Annotated in this window: 16 protein-coding genes; 5 read left to right on the top strand and 11 right to left on the bottom strand. The window is 36.9% G+C overall.

Annotated elements, in window-relative coordinates; translation table 11 throughout:
• Positions 1–99 precede the first annotated feature (99 nt).
• The 4 genes from QGN23_RS12010 to QGN23_RS11995 all read right to left on the bottom strand — a co-directional run bounded on the left by QGN23_RS12010 (position 100) and on the right by QGN23_RS11995 (position 6,109).
• Positions 100–3,480, bottom strand: coding sequence for a methylmalonyl-CoA mutase family protein (locus QGN23_RS12010; RefSeq protein WP_282906400.1), 3,381 nt, complete (start codon positions 3,478–3,480; stop codon positions 100–102).
• Positions 3,481–3,589: 109 nt separating this feature from the next.
• Positions 3,590–4,138 carry a hypothetical protein gene (locus QGN23_RS12005; RefSeq protein ID WP_282904517.1) on the bottom strand — a complete coding sequence of 183 codons (549 nt, stop codon included), beginning with the start codon at positions 4,136–4,138 and terminating at the stop codon, positions 3,590–3,592.
• A 5-nt stretch (positions 4,139–4,143) separates the two neighbouring features.
• Positions 4,144–4,521 (bottom strand): hypothetical protein, encoded by a 378-nt coding sequence (locus tag QGN23_RS12000; protein WP_282904516.1) that lies wholly within the window; start codon positions 4,519–4,521, stop codon positions 4,144–4,146.
• Between the two features lies 1 nt (position 4,522).
• The gene (locus QGN23_RS11995; RefSeq protein WP_282904515.1) at positions 4,523–6,109 is read right to left on the bottom strand and encodes a hypothetical protein; all 1,587 of its coding nucleotides are present in this window, start codon (positions 6,107–6,109) and stop codon (positions 4,523–4,525) included.
• Between the two features lie 131 nt (positions 6,110–6,240).
• Here QGN23_RS11995 and QGN23_RS11990 point away from each other — a divergent pair, with 131 nt between their 5' ends.
• From QGN23_RS11990 to rpsB, 4 genes are all read left to right on the top strand, one after another.
• Entirely contained in the window at positions 6,241–6,573 is a 333-nt protein-coding gene (locus QGN23_RS11990; RefSeq protein WP_282906399.1) for a hypothetical protein, read from the top strand.
• Between the two features lie 171 nt (positions 6,574–6,744).
• Positions 6,745–7,200 (top strand): 50S ribosomal protein L13, encoded by a 456-nt coding sequence (gene rplM / locus QGN23_RS11985; protein WP_282904514.1) that lies wholly within the window; start codon positions 6,745–6,747, stop codon positions 7,198–7,200.
• A 5-nt stretch (positions 7,201–7,205) separates the two neighbouring features.
• On the top strand, positions 7,206–7,592 hold the full coding sequence (gene rpsI / locus QGN23_RS11980) for a 30S ribosomal protein S9 (protein WP_282904513.1): 387 nt from the start codon (positions 7,206–7,208) through the stop codon (positions 7,590–7,592).
• Between the two features lie 176 nt (positions 7,593–7,768).
• Entirely contained in the window at positions 7,769–8,539 is a 771-nt protein-coding gene (rpsB, locus tag QGN23_RS11975) for a 30S ribosomal protein S2 (protein WP_282904512.1), read from the top strand.
• 89 nt (positions 8,540–8,628) lie between these two features.
• On the opposite strand, the gene QGN23_RS11970 is transcribed toward rpsB, so the two are convergent.
• Both QGN23_RS11970 and trmB read right to left on the bottom strand, forming a co-directional pair.
• A complete protein-coding gene (locus QGN23_RS11970; RefSeq protein WP_282904511.1) occupies positions 8,629–9,315 on the bottom strand; it encodes a DUF6759 domain-containing protein in 687 nt (228 codons plus the stop codon).
• A gap of 15 nt (positions 9,316–9,330) precedes the next feature.
• The gene (trmB, locus tag QGN23_RS11965) at positions 9,331–10,008 is read right to left on the bottom strand and encodes a tRNA (guanosine(46)-N7)-methyltransferase TrmB (RefSeq protein WP_282904510.1); all 678 of its coding nucleotides are present in this window, start codon (positions 10,006–10,008) and stop codon (positions 9,331–9,333) included.
• 71 nt (positions 10,009–10,079) lie between these two features.
• Here trmB and QGN23_RS11960 point away from each other — a divergent pair, with 71 nt between their 5' ends.
• Positions 10,080–10,289 carry a hypothetical protein gene (locus QGN23_RS11960; protein ID WP_282904509.1) on the top strand — a complete coding sequence of 70 codons (210 nt, stop codon included), beginning with the start codon at positions 10,080–10,082 and terminating at the stop codon, positions 10,287–10,289.
• 85 nt (positions 10,290–10,374) lie between these two features.
• On the opposite strand, the gene QGN23_RS11955 is transcribed toward QGN23_RS11960, so the two are convergent.
• The 5 genes from QGN23_RS11955 to QGN23_RS11935 form a co-directional block, all read right to left on the bottom strand.
• Positions 10,375–11,091 carry a hypothetical protein gene (locus tag QGN23_RS11955; RefSeq protein WP_317622305.1) on the bottom strand — a complete coding sequence of 239 codons (717 nt, stop codon included), beginning with the start codon at positions 11,089–11,091 and terminating at the stop codon, positions 10,375–10,377.
• Positions 11,092–11,344: 253 nt separating this feature from the next.
• The gene (locus tag QGN23_RS11950) at positions 11,345–14,245 is read right to left on the bottom strand and encodes a reprolysin-like metallopeptidase (protein ID WP_282904507.1); all 2,901 of its coding nucleotides are present in this window, start codon (positions 14,243–14,245) and stop codon (positions 11,345–11,347) included.
• 249 nt (positions 14,246–14,494) lie between these two features.
• The gene (locus tag QGN23_RS11945; protein WP_282904506.1) at positions 14,495–15,154 is read right to left on the bottom strand and encodes a DUF6048 family protein; all 660 of its coding nucleotides are present in this window, start codon (positions 15,152–15,154) and stop codon (positions 14,495–14,497) included.
• Complete coding sequence (locus QGN23_RS11940) at positions 15,120–15,596, bottom strand: hypothetical protein (RefSeq protein WP_282904505.1); 477 nt, start codon at positions 15,594–15,596, stop codon at positions 15,120–15,122. Before QGN23_RS11940 ends, QGN23_RS11945 begins: the two co-directional genes overlap by 35 nt.
• On the bottom strand, positions 15,596–18,100 hold the full coding sequence (locus QGN23_RS11935) for a zinc-dependent metalloprotease (protein ID WP_282904504.1): 2,505 nt from the start codon (positions 18,098–18,100) through the stop codon (positions 15,596–15,598). The genes QGN23_RS11940 and QGN23_RS11935 overlap by 1 nt, the downstream gene beginning before the upstream one ends.
• Positions 18,101–18,121: the final 21 nt, after the last annotated feature.

Here is an 18,121-nt window from a genome sequence, read left to right as displayed (position 1 = left end):
GACCACTGAAGCTAAAATATTCTTAAATAAAAAACCGTGTCAATATTTTTAAACATTGACACGGTTGATAAAATCACATTTAAACTTTTCGAAAGCAGCCTACATATTCCTTCTGTACATTCCGCCTACTTCAAACAAAGCGTTGGTGATTTGCCCAAGCGAACAATGTTTCACCGCTTCCATCATTTTTTCGAATAAATTCTCCTGGTTGATGGCGGCAGTCTGTAAATCTTTCAAAATTTGCTCACTTTTCTCAGCATGCGACTTCTGGAAATTTTCCAAATTCTGAATCTGTAATTGTTTTTCTTCTTCGGTGGAACGGATCACTTCTCCCGGACGGACCGTTGGCGAGCCGTCTTTTCCAAGGAAAGTATTTACACCGACAATCGGATATTCTCCCGTATGTTTCAGCATTTCGTAATGCATACTTTCCTCCTGAATTTTGGAACGTTGATACATCGTTTCCATCGCTCCGAGAACACCTCCTCTTTCCGTAATTCTGTCAAATTCCGTATAAACTGCTTCTTCCACTAAGTCTGTTAGTTCTTCAATAATAAACGAACCCTGTAATGGATTTTCGTTTTTCGCTAAACCTAATTCTTTATTAATGATGAGCTGAATTGCCATTGCACGTCGAACAGAATTTTCCGTCGGTGTTGTGATTGCTTCATCATAAGCATTGGTGTGCAGAGAATTACAGTTGTCATAAATCGCATACAAAGCCTGCAAAGTGGTTCTGATATCATTAAAATCAATTTCCTGGGCGTGGAGCGATCTTCCGGAAGTCTGAATATGGTATTTCAGCATTTGACTTCTTTCGTTCGCGTGGTATTTGAACCTCATCGCTTTTGCCCAAATTTTACGGGCGACGCGACCGATAACTGCATATTCAGGATCAACTCCATTGGAGAAAAAGAACGATAAATTCGGTGCGAAATCATTGATATCCATTCCACGGCTCAAATAATATTCTACGTAAGTGAAACCATTGGCCAACGTAAATGCCAACTGCGTAATCGGATTGGCGCCCGCTTCTGCAATGTGATAGCCGGAAATGGAAACCGAATAAAAGTTTCTCGCTTTCTGATCAATGAAATACTGCTGTACATCGCCCATTAATCTCAACGCAAATTCCGTAGAGAAAATACACGTATTCTGCGCCTGATCTTCTTTCAAAATATCTGCCTGAACCGTTCCACGAACTGTCGCGATGGTTTCTGCTTTAATTTTATTATAAGTTTCAGCATCAATCACTTCGTCACCGGTAATTCCCAATAATTTTAAACCTAAACCATTATTTCCGTGCGGAAGTTCGCCTTCATAAGCGGGTCTTTTCAAACCTTGATCGTCGAATTTTGCTTTTAATTTTGCTTCAACCGCTTCCCAAAGATTATTTTCTGATAAATATTTTTCAACATTTTGATCGATGGCAGCATTCATGAAAAACGCGAGCAACATTGGAGCAGGACCATTAATCGTCATGGAAACTGATGTCATGGCATTTACCAGATCAAAACCGGAATACAGTTTTTTAGCGTCATCTAAAGTTGCAATGGAAACTCCGGCATTTCCGATTTTCCCATAAATATCGGGCGGAAAAGCTGGATCCTGCCCATATAAAGTCACCGAATCAAATGCGGTTGACAGACGTTTAGCATCCATATCTGCGGAAACATAATGGAATCTTCTGTTTGTTCTTTCCGGACCGCCTTCGCCGGCAAACATTCTCGTTGGATCTTCGCCCGTTCTTTTAAAAGGAAATAATCCTGCAGTATAAGGAAATTGTCCCGGAACATTTTCCTGACCTTTCCATCTTAATAAATCTCCCCAATCCTGAAATTTCGGCAAAGAAATTTTCGAGATTTTTAAATGCGATAAAGATTCATATTTGGTTTCCACTTTAATTTCTTTTCCACGAACGAAATAAGAAAACGCATCTCCGGACATTTCTTCTTTGAAATGCTTCCATCCTTTTAGAAAAGCGGTATTTTCTTCGGAAAGTTCTTTTTTAGTTTTCAGAAATACTTTCTCTAATTTATCATGCGTATGCTGATCATCGGTAATCAACACTTTTGCACCTTCCAAAAGATACATTCTTTTTGCAATTAAAGCCTGGCGCTCAACTTCTTTATCGTACTCGCGGTTCGATTCTACAATTTCAGAAAGATAACGCACGCGTTTCGGCGGAATTACAGTAGTATCATCGGAAACATTCTGTTCTACGAATTCTTTAAATTTATGCGCATTTTCACCTTCCGATTTTTCTAAAGTTTCATTGACTTTATTAATTAAAGCATTGTATAATTCCGTGGTTCCGTAATCGTTGAACTGGCTGGCTTTTGTAGAAAAAACCGGCATTTCTTCCAACGTTTTATCAAAAGCGGTATGATTTCTCTGATACGTTTTCCGAACGGCCTGAAGCGCATCTAAAGCGCCCCGTTTGTCCGATTTATTTAAGGCAATCAAATCAGCATAATCCAACATATCGATTTTCTCCAATTGCGTAGAAGCACCATATTCGGGAGTCATGACGTACATTGAAACATCGGCGATATCGGTAATTTCAGAACCTGACTGTCCAATCCCTGAGGTTTCAAGAATAATAACGTCAGGTTTTGCTAATTTTAAAATATTTAAAGCGGAATGAATATAAGGCGAAACCGAAACATTATTTTCCCGGGTCGCCATTGAACGCATATATACACGCGGATCATTAATGGAATTCATACGGATTCTGTCGCCCAAAAGCGCTCCTCCCGTTTTCTTTTTTGAAGGATCTACAGACACGATCGCAATTTTCTGATCAGGATTTGAACGTAAAAAACGACGAACCAATTCATCCGTCAAAGAAGATTTTCCTGCTCCACCAGTTCCGGTAATTCCGATTATTGGAATTTTAGAATCTTTTGCTTTTTCATCGATGGCTTTTACGAGATCCGGTTTTTCATCGGAGAAATTTTCTACGGCAGAAATGACTTCTGCGATGGATTTAGAATTTTCAAATTTAATCTGATCTAAATCTGAAACTTGAATATGTTCACCAGTTGCGAAATCTGATTTTTGCACCAAATCATTGATCATTCCCTGCAATCCCATTTCGCGGCCATCATCAGGAGAATAGATTCGGTCGATTCCGTAGTCCATCAATTCTTTGATTTCTTCGGGAAGAATTACGCCTCCGCCACCACCAAAAATCTTGATTTGAGGTGCACCTTTTTGACGTAAAAGATCGTAGATATATTTAAAATATTCGTTGTGACCGCCCTGATAAGAAGTTAATGCAATAGCGTTTGCATCTTCCTGAATCGCACAATCCACCACTTCTTCAGCAGATTTATCGTGACCGAGATGAATAACTTCGGCCCCAGTTGCCTGAATCATTCTTCTCATAATATTAATAGCAGCGTCGTGTCCATCAAACAAAGAAGCAGCGGTTACGACACGGACTTTATTTTTGGGCGTATATTTTTGGGATTCCATAATTGAATTTTCGATTGGTTTCAAAGATAGGGATTTTTGAAATTTTGGGAAAAGAAAACCCTTCCTGTTTATGGAAAGGGTTTTGTAGATTTATTTTTGAAATTTCAGGTTAGAAATCGTAACCGATTTTAAAACTTAATTCCGGTACAACTTGGGTATCATATCCTTTTTGCAAAATTTTACCAATTCCTAAACCTGCTTTAAATTCATAATTAAAATTCGTTGCGATATTTCTTCTTAAACCCCAAGTTGGAATAAAAGAAATCATGTCATTTACTCCAATCCCCGGAACATTTGAAATAACAAACCAATTAGGAACATACTCTAATTTTGCGGAAATATAATTCCCTGAATTGTTGGAAATATTTCTTCCTTTATCTTTTCTTTTTTGGAGATTATAATAATATTTTGGAGTAACTGAAAGCGCAGGAGCCAAAGCGAAACCTGTTTTGCTGTACAAATCCCCGCCCCAAATGGAAGAATATAAAGCCAATTGACTTCTCAGTGAAACCGCATCTGAGAGTTTTGCTTCATTATAAATTTCCACCCCGAAAAACCCAATTTGTATTCCGGTTACAGATTTTTCTAGGCTTGCTTTTTCTTGTGCAGATGTATAAATTGCAATGATAATTGAAAAAATAAGAGTAATTTTTTTCATAAGTTTTATTGTTTTTTAAGAGTGAAAGTACCTTTGGCAGTTCCGTTCTGCAAAATTTGCGTCCATTGACCTTCTAAAGGTTTTACGTTGTCTAAATAGCCTGAAAAATAATATTTTGCTTTAGTGTTAACATCAAACTTTCCATTAAAATTAACATAACCCTCAAAGTTTTCTGAAAAACCAGAAGTAGTAGAAGATAAATTTCCTTCAAGGGTTCCTTCTTTTTTTACGTTGAACGTGATAATTCCAGTATCATCACCAGTAAAACTGCCGATCCATTTTCCTTGATAGCCAGAATTTACTTGCCTTTGCCTTTCTTCATCAGAAATACAAGATATATTCACAAAAAAACAAAATAAGAGTAACCAATGGATTTTTTTCATATTACTTTGCATCCAGCTTTACACCATGCCATGCACCATTCTTTTTAGCAATACCATACATTTTAACAGCAGTCGCTTTTGGTCTTAGAAAATCAAATTTATAACTTGTAATTGATACTCCATTACCGACACCACCTCCAAATGTGTATGTAAATTGTGGAGTTGCAATACCCCAGTCAAAAACCCTTTCAATTACATCTTGATTATCTTCTATTTGGCTAAAATCATAATAACGTATATATGTTGAACCATAGGAATCTACAATAAAAGCAACTCTATTCAGTTTTTTATTTTGCCCCTCAAGAAGTTCATTAGCCTGTTTCCAAGCATTTTCCCAGAATAGTTTGTCTAATTGTTCCTCAGTAAGACTAGTAAAGTCTGTAACAAACTGAATGACTCCATCTAAATTAGATGCGAAAGGTAAAGATGGTATATTTTGGTTTTGCTCAAATGTGAAAGAAATTCCATTAGTAGATGTATACATATTACTTCCAAACCAATATGCTTGCTTCGGAACTCCAACAGGGGCGCTCATATTCATTGAGTGGCTAAAAGTCCAACTGATGGAATTTACCCCAATACCTAACTTGTCTGCATTTTCTTTTCTCCATGTTCCTGGCCATCCTTTATATTGGTGTTTTACTTTACTACCAACAGTATAAACTAAATACAAATTTTGAGAATAAAATTTCACCTTAACCCTTCTTTTACTTTCATATACGTCATCAGTTACCCATGTAGTACCAAAAAGGTTTCCTAATTTAGGTTTTCTGACTTCCCCGATTTTCAAATTATTTATGATTGTTGCTAAATCTTCCGTGGGTGGATTTGTCGGGGGATTATATGGCGGGTAATAAGTGTCGCCACCTCCATTAGGATCATCTTCTTCCTCCGTTATAGATCGATTATTAAAATACGTGATACCATCAGCAACATTAGTTTCCAATCCGGCAGGTTTACTTTGAATATAATTGGTTTGCACAGTTTTATTGGTAGGATATAAAAGATCATCAGAAATATTGTTAATTGCTAAGTATTGGCTTAATTCGTCATATCTTGTATCTTCAACAATAAACAAACCAACATCTGTATATTTATAAATTTTGTTTGCTACTTGAATTTCTGCACGGCTATCTAAAAAGGCAGCGTAAGCATCATCTCCGATAATTTCTTCTAAATCATCAATATCATCTACAATTTCTTCTGTATTTTCTGTTTTGCTTTGGATTCCTTTAGATTCCAAATAAGTCATGTACCTTTTATTACTTTTTAATATAGCTATTCTTTCTTTCAGTTGTTTTCCGATTTTATTTTCATTTTTTTCGGTAACAATAGGTCTCAGAGAAATAATATTCTTAGAATCTACATAATCAGCAATTACTTCATCCTCCGCATTTTTAATTTTGTCATATGCAAAAGTTAAAGATTCCTTATTTAGGAAATATAACCTCCCGTTTTTTACTGTAGCTTCCGCCAATTCAACTTTGTTCTCTGCTGAATCTTGCTGCACCATTTCTTCCCTACACGAGTATAAACTCACCGCAAGCGCTGCTGTTAAAACGATTTTTGAAAACTTAATTTTCATCATTTCTTGTTGTTTTTTGTTGTTAAAAATCGCTAGTAAAAGAAAAAAAAAAAAAACTACATACACAAATGTTATTTCTTTTTTTTGACAGGGCAGACAAACAATTCATTATTTTTGTGGAAACTTTAGTCATTATGCAAAGAGCTTTTCTTTATTTATTCGCCGGAACCGCCCTCAGTTTTTTCCTGAGTTACTTTTTATTGGGAAGTCAAGGTTGGGAACTGGATTTGTATTACGGCTTTGCTTTTGGTTTAGCCTGGGGAACTGCTTATTTTTTAGATGACCCCAGATTTTCTCTTCCTCAAAAATTGGGAATTTCTTTTCTGGGAATGGGTTTACTCATTTTATTAGGTTTGTTTCTTTTTAATCTTCAGCTCGCCGTTCCTTCTGTAATTAAATTCTCGATGGTTTTTGTTGCCTATTATTTAATTGCAAGTTTTCGAAGATCGAAATCTCTGCGTAAATAAGGCATTCAGAACGTTCCTTGGCTTTCATTTAATGAATAAAAAATGATGCTAAGAATTTCAATTTCGAATCCCTGAAATAATCTTGTTGAAAACATTTTCAGTTAGAAAAAAAATTTATACCTTTGCACACCCGTATTGGGGAAAATTATGTTTAATCGTAAACGAAAAATTGTGAATACATTAAGTTACAAAACCGTTTCAGCTAACAAAGCTACTGCAAATAAAGAATGGGTTGTGGTAGACGCTGAAGGACAGCCTCTAGGAAGATTAGCTTCTAAGGTTGCAAAGATTTTGAGAGGTAAGCACAAAACGAATTTTACACCTCACGCAGATTGCGGAGATAATGTAATCGTTTTGAATGCAGGGAAAGTTACTCTTTCCGGAAACAAGTGGGCTGACAAAACTTACATTTGGCATACTGGTTATCCAGGTGGTCAAAAGTCAATGACTGCGCTCGAACTTCAAAAGAAAGATTCTTTGAAAGTATTGGAAAAATCCGTAAAAGGAATGATTCCAAAAACTAAATTAGGGAATCAACTGTTCAAAAACCTTTATTTATATGAAGGAACAGAGCACAAACATGAAGCTCAGCAGCCAAAAGTAATTAATATTAACGAATTCAAATAATTAATATGTCAATAGTTCATAAAATCGGAAGAAGAAAAACTTCTGTTGCAAGAGTTTATGTGAGACCAGGTTCTGGTATGATCACGATAAACAAAAAGGATTCTAAGGAATACTTTGGAACTGACGTTTTAGTTTACAAAGTGAATCAGCCATTTTTGTTAACAGAATCAGTAGGTCAGTATGACGTAACTGTGAATGTTTTCGGTGGAGGTATTACCGGTCAGGCTGAAGCTATCAGATTAGCTATTTCTAGAGCAATGTGCGAAATCAACGAAGAAAACCGTTTGCTTTTGAAGCCACACGGATTGCTTACGAGAGACGCAAGAATGGTGGAAAGAAAGAAACCAGGTCAGAAAAAAGCAAGAAAGAAATTCCAATTCTCGAAACGTTAATACGAGACTGGAGACTTATAGATTGGAGACCAGAGACTTTTTGTCGAATGTCTGTTATCTATTCATCTATTATCTAATCAAAAAATGCCCCGTTAGTTTAGCACCCAAACATTTCTCCCATCAAAGAAATCGTTGATTGCATAAAGCGGCACGTAAACTAAAAACAAAAAAGAGACATGGCAAAAGCAAATGTTAAAGACCTTTTAGAGGCAGGCGTACACTTTGGTCACATGACCAGAAAGTGGAATCCAAATATGGCTCCATACATTTTTATGGAGAAAAACGGTATTCACATCGTAGACTTACATAAAACAGCTGTGAAATTGGACGAAGCTTGTTCAGCTTTGGAAAAAATCACTTCTGCAGGTAAAAAAGTTCTTTTTGTTGCTACTAAAAAGCAAGCGAAAGAAGTTGTATCAAAATATGCAGCAGAACTTAATATGCCTTATATTACTGAAAGATGGCCTGGAGGAATGTTAACAAATTTTGTTACCATCCGTAAAGCGGTTAAGAAAATGAACCATATTGATAAAATGAAGAAAGACGGAACTTTCGAAACTTTATCTAAAAAAGAAAGACTTCAGGTTGACCGTCAAAGAGCTAACCTTGAGAAAAACTTAGGTTCAATTTCCGATATGGTTCGTCTTCCATCAGCACTTTTTGTTGTTGATATCATGAAAGAACACATCGCTGTTACTGAGGCTAAGAAATTGGGAATTCCAATTTTCGCAATCGTAGATACAAACTCTGATCCAAGAAAAGTGGAATACGTAATTCCTGGAAATGATGATGCATCTAAATCTATTGATATGATCTTGAGCGTAGTTTCAGCTTCTATCAAAGACGGTTTGTCTCAAAGAAAAGCAGATAAAGAAAAATCTAAAGAAGAAGGAGAAAAAGCTTCAGCTGATGCTGATGTGGATTTCGATTCCGCTTCTGCAGAATAAGATTTTATCTTCCAAATAAAAAAAGGTTCAGAATTATTTCTGAACCTTTTTTTTATTACATAATCGGATTTTGTTTATTGTATAACTTTCTAATTAGAAATCCCGTTGGCATTGTTGCCAGTTCTTTCCGCATAGCTGGTATTTGGTGCTTTATTCAGTGTTACCAGCATGTTTTTGGCGATATTCTTGCTCGAATTATATCGCGCTTCACACATATTACCGGAGAGCTGATACTCTCCTTTTTTTACTGTCAAAAAATTTTCGCCATGCGCAGGAACCGCAAGATTGTAAAATTCTTTTCCTTTAATCCTAACAATAATATTACAGTCGCCTGTATTTTTAATTAAAAGAATTGCATGCTCATTCGAAATATCATTATCAAAAAGTTGATTTAATAATTTCACTGTTTTTTCCTTATGAGTTGCTGATGTTTCGGAAATTAACTTTCGGAATTCTTCATCTTCACTGCTGTGATTAACCAAACCTGAAGAGGTACTTTTCACAGAAATTCCTGTTGGATTAGCCTGCTCCACCGCTTTAGCTTTTGAAGGCTGCACCGGTGAAAAACTCGATTTCTCCTGTTTCATCCACTGCTGATTTTTCAGCGAAACCAGTTTGCGTTTCAGCGTGAACCGTCGTGAATCATCAGGATGAGCCTCCTTCAGAAAGTTTTCGATCTCGGTAATATTATTACTGTTGACGATATTATTATATTTTTTCTGAGCAGAAATTGAAATACAACTTACTATCGAAAGTGTGAAAAATATTTTCTTCATTAATGTAATGAGCGGTTATTTGATTTTAAATTTAATATAAGTGATGGTTTTCCCTTTGGCAGAAAACAATCCTTCATAATAGGTTTTTATTTCTCTTAATAAAGGCGTCTCAGGATCAAACTCCGGAGCACCGTAAATATCGTGGTTAGCAAACATAATTTCATGACCTAAACCCTGAAGAAGTCCCAACGTATATCCATGCAAAAACTCCGAATCTGTTTTAAGATGCATGATTCCATCTTTCTTTAAAATTTTCTTGTACCGTTCCAGAAAATCCGGATGGGTCATTCTATGTTTGGTCCGTCGGTATTTTATCTGCGGATCTGGGAAGGTAATCCAGATTTCATCAACCTCACCTTCATCAAAAAAATGATCAATTAATTCAATCTGCGTTCTTAGAAACGCAACATTGTGCAAATTATTGTCAATGGCATCTTTTGCACCGAACCAAAATCTGGCTCCTTTGATATCGACTCCTATAAAGTTTTTTTCCGGGAAAGCTCTTCCCAAACCTACCGAGTATTCACCTTTGCCACATCCTAATTCTAAAACGATAGGATTGTCATTTTTAAATACCTCCTGGCGCCATTTACCTTTGAGATGAAAATCAGCTAAAGCCTCAGCTCTGGTTGGTTGAAATACATTCGGAAGCGTCTTGTTTTCGGCAAATCTTGCCATTTTATTTTTACCCATATTTTTTTCAAAAATCGCTCAAAATTACTTAAAAATAATTTCTTACCGCTTTAAAAATTTAAAAAGAAATCATGATTTCAATTCTTACAATTAAATTACAGTCTGATTTATTCCCGATCAATAGAATAGTTTCTTTGCGGAACAGTCTTATTCTTCATTTCAACAGAAGTTGGGTTCATCACCATTTTAAATACGAGGAGAATTACAAGAGGTTTTTTGGCGGAAAAAGAAAAGCTAAAATCGCAGTTTCAGCAAATGATGCGCAAGAACATATTGTATAAAATATTAACCACATTATCATCTTTAAAGTGAATACATCTCCAATGATAAAAAATAATCAGCAAATTAATTAATGAGGATTTCAACTTACTTAAACTCGTTCATCAACTGCGAATTTTTTAATCTCCGTTGATAAATAGGCAGATATTTGTCGATATAAATGGCGATTGCTTCATAGTTATTAGCCTTTACGAAAGGATAAAGGTTGTCGGAAGAATAGACAAACTGCAGAAAGTTGTCGATGAGATTTACCGGTATTTTAAGGTTGGTAAAGTATGCGTCACCATAGTAGTTTCTGATATTGGTAACTGCCCCATTCATTTTTTCATATTGTTGTGCCCGCTCCTGTTTTTTACGCTCGCCGGATAAAATATCATAAATACTTTCTAAACTAAAAGTAAGTCCACCACCGCTGAATCCAGCAACGGGTAACTGAGGGGAAGTTCCATCTCCAACGGGTGCCGGAAGGCCAATCATCTTTTGCAATGCCAATATTTTTTCACCATTTTTCAAAGAACTCACATCCTTTTTAAGATTTCCGGTAGGTTTAAATTTATTAATCACCACTTCCTGTATGTCATAGTAGGCGATTTTCAATTCGACAAAATTTTTATTGGTCTGGAGTTGTTCGGCAGTCACCTTCACATCTGTACGATCGGTCATTATCGAAGTAAAACGGATTATATCTCCCGGTTTTGCAGGGATCTTGAAAGTTCCAAAATAATCGGTATAAACCGTCTTTTGAGCGGTAATATTGGTGACATACACCTGATTAAGATAATACACCGATTTATCTCTAATCAAAATTTCACCGGAAAAAAACTGGGACTGCACTTTAATTAAAATAAAAAAAGTGAGCAGTAAAAAAACTTTCCTCATACAGTGCGCAAAATAAATGAATTTTTTACTAATAATTCTAATTTGGATTTCAAAACATCGTTAAAGTTTGGTTAAATGCTCCAAATAAAATGTTAATTGATTTAATTTTAATGGTTTACTTTATTAAAACAAAAAATCCCCGAAAAATTCCGGGGATCAGGATGATAAAAACCAAGTCCTATTTTTTGATAAATTTCAGTTGGGCTGTCTCGCCATCACTATCTATCGTAATAATATATACTCCTTTCTGCAATTGAGAAACCTGTACTTTATTATCTACTACTTTGCCTTTACTTACAGTTTGTCCTGTCATATTGTAAATGGTGTAAGTTGCTTTATTACCTACTTTAGTAACATTTAGTACATCAACTGCCGGATTGGGGTACACCTGTATATTTGCTTTGGCACCACTTTCACCTACGGCAAGACTGCCAATATCCAGTGTATAATCTTCAACTTGACCATAACCTGAATAACCACAAGGAGTTTCATTACCGCCTTCAGAGGTATCATGTAATCTCACTCTCATTCTGGTAGGGCCTGATTTTGCATTTTGTGGAATAACTACAGATCCAGTCCAAGGAGATTTTTTAATATTTGATACAAATACAAGTTCTGAATCATCGAAGTTTTTATCCTGATTAAAGTCAATCCAAACTCTTACTTCGTCAGTGGCATATGAACCTGAACCCGTTGCGGTGAATGCATAAGTCATTCCTTTGGTTACATTTCCCACTACGGCGGTAAAATCTTCATATCCCACATCACTTGTTGAACTTTTATTAATGTTAGCAAATGTTACATTACTAATTTTCTCATAACTAGTAGAACCCGCTCCCGCTGTGCAGTATGTAGCAACTGTCGTCGTAAAATTAACAGAGGCCGAGAATGTACCTGTAACCCCAGTACAAACCGCCGCAACCTGAATTTCATAAGTAGTACCTTCAGCTAATTCGGTAATGCTATAGCTGCTTTTGGAAGAGGCGACCTCTTTCCATATACCATCTGATCCTATTTTATACCTTACTTTATAGGTAGCATTACTAATTGGATCCCAGCTCAGATTTGCCGCAGTATTTGAAATTCCATAAACTGCAAGTCCTGCCGGAGCTGAGTCATCACAAGCACTGGTCACGGAGACTACAACCGGAGCAACTGCATAAAATACATTTCCGATCGCAGAAATTCTCAATTTCATAGCCGTGTTTGTTGCAAACGATGCAAAGATAAAGTCTTCAGTTCCGTCGTTTGGTGTAGATTCTGTTAAAACCGTCCATGTTGTGCCATTATCTGTTGTATAATCAATTTTCACATTCGTCACATTGAACGGAGCGGCGTTGGTTCCTGCTACATCCCAGTTCAATGGACCTCGGGCATTGTTATAAACTTTAGTAGAGGTGATTTTAAATGGTCCATTAGCACTTACCGTTACTTTCTGAACAGCAGTTTGAGTTTGCTGTTGTGTTACATCGGGATTATTATCTCTAACTGTAACTTTAAAGTTAGAGTCTCTCGCTATCGCTGACACCGCTTCCCACCCATTCGGGTTACTTAAAATGCCTGCCATTACGGTTTCCAGTTTTGGAAAATATCTTGTTGGATTATCAGTTCCCATAATTGATCTAAAACTTGCGCCATTTCTTGTGGTTCCTAAATTAGATTTAGAAATAGACTCAAATGTATCATCTACCTGTTCCCAAGTATAATTCAGAACATCACTTTCGGGGTCAGTCGCCTGGGCGGTCAATACAAAAGCGGTTCCTTTGGGAATGGTTACATTTGGCATTGGAGTAATAACAGGCGGGTTATTGGTAACAGCCGTTTCGATATCACACGTTTTATCGTTCAAATTAGTTTGAACCTGTATAATAGAGTTGATATGAAAATAAGGATCAGAATGGCGCTGAATATCAGTTGCACCAGTAATTCCTGCATACCCCATGATTGTAGATCCTGACCCAGGTTCCACATTTTGTCCTGACACCTCCGTATTATGAGAGAAAGTATGGTTTGCTCCTAATTGGTGACCCATCTCATGAGCTACATAATCGATGTCAAAATTATCGCCAAATGGTTTTCCATCAGCAGGAGATGTGACACCTGAACCTTTACCGTTCTCGGTCGGCACTCCTGAACCATTTAATAAAGGACTGATACAAACACAACCGATACAACCTGCGTTACCGCCTCCTCCAGACGCTCCAAACATGTGACCAATGTCATAATTCGCTTCACCTGCAACTGCGGTAATTGCTTTCTGGGCAGCAAGATTCCAGCTACTAAGAACAGTTGAATATGGATCCGCTGCTGGATTCTCATAAATTAAACTCGGGAAATCCTGAAGAATTAAATGAAGACCAAAATCTTTTTCAAAAACAGCGTTGCAACGGGTTAATGTTGCATTAATGGCAGCCATAGCTCCATCAACACCACCGAAAAAAGTAGTATACTCGCCGTTAGTCGTCATTACCAGGCGCATTGTTCTGTATTTTCTATCGGAAGCTTTGCTAAAATCAGATGGATTATTACTAAATGAACTTCCTGACCTATAAAGTTTATTAATTTCCTGCTTGGAAAGAGGAGACTCTTCAGTCGAACAAGCAAATGCTTTATCCGCTTCCGATTTATTGGTTTTCGGGTGAACACCGTAAACTGTTTTACTTGTATTTTGTGGTTCAATAAACTCATAAGCGCCATTCCTAAGAATCATCGACTGGAAATCGTTGGGTCCCACACTGAATCTTACATAAGCAGTAGGATCATCAATCCCAACCCCTACATAAGAACCCAATTGATAACGATCCTGCAAAGACTTCACAACAACAGGCGCACTGTACACGGCAAATCTTTCAACTTTACCATCAAGCGTAGGCAGTTTAATCTCTACCGCTTTTGCGCTCTTTCCGGTTTCCTGCGCATTGGCAAGTTTGGATCTCATCATCTTGAGATCTAAGGAGTAGTAATTTTTTACGTTGGATGTAAGCCGGATTTTCTCACCTTGCATTGATGTTGGACTCCATTGTGCAAAAGCTGCCGTGCCCATCAATCCACAAAGTAAGGAAATAATAATTTTCTTCATAAGACTAATTTATTAAATATCATTAATCAAAAGTAATTTTTTTTTTATTAGCCGTCAAAATAAAATTGGCAACATTCCCTTTAATAATAAATTAATCCGTATTTATTCAACACGAAAATCAACATATATATATAAATTATATATCACAAAATTATGAAAGATCAAATTTCGGGTAAACAATTAAGAAATAATTATCAAAATAACATCGCAAAAACAACTTACCAGCCATTCACACCGGAAGATATATCATTAAAAAGAATAAGCGATATTCCAGGAAAATCCCATATTAAATTTTGCAGAACTTTTTCCAAATCCCGGAACGATCATCGGTTTAATTTCATCCTGTTTAGTGGTAAACATTAAATACTTGGGCTGTACAGTGGCTTCAATATAAAAAGGGGAATCAAACAACTGTACTCTTCCGCCAATATTTACCTCCATCCAATAAGAACTTTGGTTAGATGCAGGGAATGCCTGAGACGCATCGCTCCCTCCATATCCACGAATCGGAACAGCTTTATATTCCTGATTATAAAAGGAGCCCGCTACTTTTCCACCTACAAAAAAACCATTCATCGGATTTTCCTGGTCGTGGGCTAACATGTAAAGTGTCCCTAATTTTAGAAAAGGGCCACTGACCGAAGCATCGTATCCGTTTTTTTGATAAATATTCTTTTCAAAACCTGCATCTGCAATGGCGTACCAATTCCCTTTAAGATGAGAAGAGACAAAACCCTGAAATAATTTCCGATCTGAAAAAGCGCTAGTTCCCGCATTCAAAACATCGAAACCCACTAAAAAATTAGGTTCGTATTTCCATTTTACTTTTAGCGAATCCTGCTTTTTTTGAGCAAAAGTCATCAAGAAAAGAAAACTAAAAAAGAAGGTAAAGATGCGTTTTGCTTTCATCGATGATTTGGTTTTGATTTTGTTCAACTCCTAAAACTGCCTTGGGAACTTCGAGCACAGAATTTACATTCTGATACAATTTTTTTATTCCACACGCTGGGGAAACATATTGGGAAGTCGTGGTATAATTAATTTTAATTTCAGAATTCACGGCCACTCTGGAAACGCCTACGTACATCTTCGTAAAAGGCTGGTCATCTACCCGCAATGGAATCAAAACAGAATCGGTTTTTACGACAGTGCCAAAAACCCCAATCGGGCCTGAGCCATAATCTACCGCAATAAAAAGGGAATCCATCGTTTTCATTTTTCCGGTGGATTTGGTCTTGAATTTAATCTTCATCCGCGGGGTTGCTTCACCACCGATGCAGATATCATCATCTGAACCACAGGAACAGAGAAACAGGGAAATGAGCAGCAAGAAAAGGATTTTTCTTTTCATTATTTTGGATCCAGGGCTTTTTGTATTCTATACGTCAAATCTTCATAATGATACTTATTCACAAGATCAGCCGGTTTTTTTACGGCAATATTTTCCTTAATGTTATTTAAAGTTCCACGCACCACTGCCGCAACATCGGAATTTTTAGAAACTTCCGCAGTTCTTGAAAATCTGTTTGCAGCCGAGGGTTTGGCATTTAGTAAACCGATCAGCGACTCCACGTAATTGCGTTGTAGATTTCGACGGTAAATATCTTCACTCGAGTTATTGAAAATGTTTTCCTTCAAATCGTTCATATAATCAACCAATGCATACGCATCTGCATCCTCCGTTTGGCTCTGATTAATCATTTGAAGAACATTGTCCGCCAAAATTCTATTTAAAACGGTGGTCTGAAGATTTTCTACCAAATTAACAGGTGTCTTTTCTGTGTTCTGAAAAACCTCTTTCTTTAAAAGCCATTGCGGTGTTGTAAAAATATTTTGATTTAAAAATTCCAAGGCCCGTTTTTGATCAGCTTTAGAAACTACTTCATAAACAGCACCACTTTGTTCAATTGTTTTCGGTGTTTCTAACTGTCCGCCAATATATTTGGAAACATGTCCCAGATATCTCGAAAACTGCCCTGTCACCTGATCGTACATTATTGAAAGATTGCTGAAATCTTCATTCGGTTTCTTCGTCCAGTCCTGAAGATTATCTACAATCCGTTTTAAATTTTTAATACCGTAGGCACTTGCAATCATGGCATCATCACCCACCTGCTCGCTCTGAGAACGTGGATCGTAAGGATTACTTTCTGTACCAAACCAAAGACGGTTATTTTTCAACTTTGTCATCACCCATTTATTAAGGTGCTCTTTTTCTTTATCCGGAGAATTATATTGGTAAAACCGGCGGTAACCCCACTCAATTGCCCAATCATCATAATCACCAATTCTTGGCATTATGCCAGCTTCGGTGACTTTATCTTCTGGCTGCGCAACATAATTAAATCTGGCATAATCCATAATAGACGGAGTGTGACCGTTTTTTTCCAGCCAGGTCCGATCACGAAGTTTCTCTACCGGAACGGTTGAACTGGATCCAAAATTATGTCTTAACCCTAAAGTATGACCCACTTCATGAGAAGAAACGAAACGAATAAGCTGACCCATTAATTTATCGTCGAAATCCATCTTTCTTGCGCGCGGATCGTTGGGTGATGCCTGCACAAAATACCAATTCCGCAGCAAAAGCATTACGTTATGGTACCAATTGATATGGCTTTCTAAAATCTCTCCGGTTCTGGGATCAGAAATCGACGGACCTGATGCATTGGGAACATCAGAAGGTTTGTAAACAATTGCAGAAAATCTGGCATCTTCTAAACTCCATTCCGGATCATCTTTAGTATTTGGAACTTTAGCATAAATTGCATTTTTAAATCCTGCTTTTTCAAAGGTTTTTTTCCAATCATTTACCCCTTCCATTAAATACGGAACCCATTTTTTAGGAGTTGCCGGATCGATATAAAATACAATCGGTTTTGCAGGCTCTACCAACTCGCCTCTTTTATATTTTTCCAAATCTTGTGGTTTTGGCTCGAGTCTCCATCTTTTAATCAAAGAAACTCTTTTTACACCTTGAGGGTCTAAATCAAAATCGGTATAACCCACTGCGAAATAACCCACCCGAGGATCAAAATATCTCGCCTGCATTTTATTCTCCGGCAGCAAAACCAGAGAAGAATTTATTTCTACCGTATAGTTTCCGCTGACTACGGGTTTTTCCTGTCCCGGCGGAACTGTAATGCGCCCTAATGTTTTAGCGAAAGTTTTGGTGGTATTAATTTCAATATTATTGGGAAAAGATTTAACAAAATTAATGTAAGATTTGTCTTTCTGGTAGGCGCCGACTTTGTAACCCATTTTCATAGTGGCATCAAAGGATACCAATTCGTTGTCTGCATCAAGCATATCTGTGGCATCGATAACGTACGATTTTTTATCTTCTCCGAATGCCTTAATATCAAAAGACATAATAATGGCGTGTACATTATTCCGCATTACAGAATTATACATTTGAGAGGTAGAATCTTTTGCGTAATCTACGAAGGAAATCGATTTGATGAAAATTTTATCCTGCGGCCCCTTTTCAAAAGTGATTACATTCTGCCCAATTTGGTCTCCTGCATAACCACTCGTTCCCGAGCGCATTCCAGCAGCAGCTTTGGTTAATCGGCTCACCAGTAAAAATTCTTTACCCAGAAGCGTTTGCGGAATTTCAAAGTAAAATTTGTCCTGAACTTTATGAACGGAAAGAACCCCTAAATCTGTGATTGCTTTATCAGTAATGACTTCTTTGTACGGTTTTATCTTCTCTGGTTTTTTAGCACCAGGTTTAGCTTTAGCAGTTGCAGAAGAATCTGATTTGACAACCAAGGTATCTTTAACCTGCGCTGTTGCAGCATTCACAAAGCCTACCAATACAGTAAGCACAAAAAAATTCTTTAATCCTTTCATAATTATTTATTAAAAAAATAA

Source organism: Chryseobacterium gotjawalense, from assembly GCF_030012525.1.
Lineage (GTDB): Bacteria > Bacteroidota > Bacteroidia > Flavobacteriales > Weeksellaceae > Kaistella > Kaistella gotjawalense.
The sequence above is the reverse complement of the archived record's forward strand: the minus strand, read 5'-3'. Positions and strand labels throughout refer to the sequence as shown.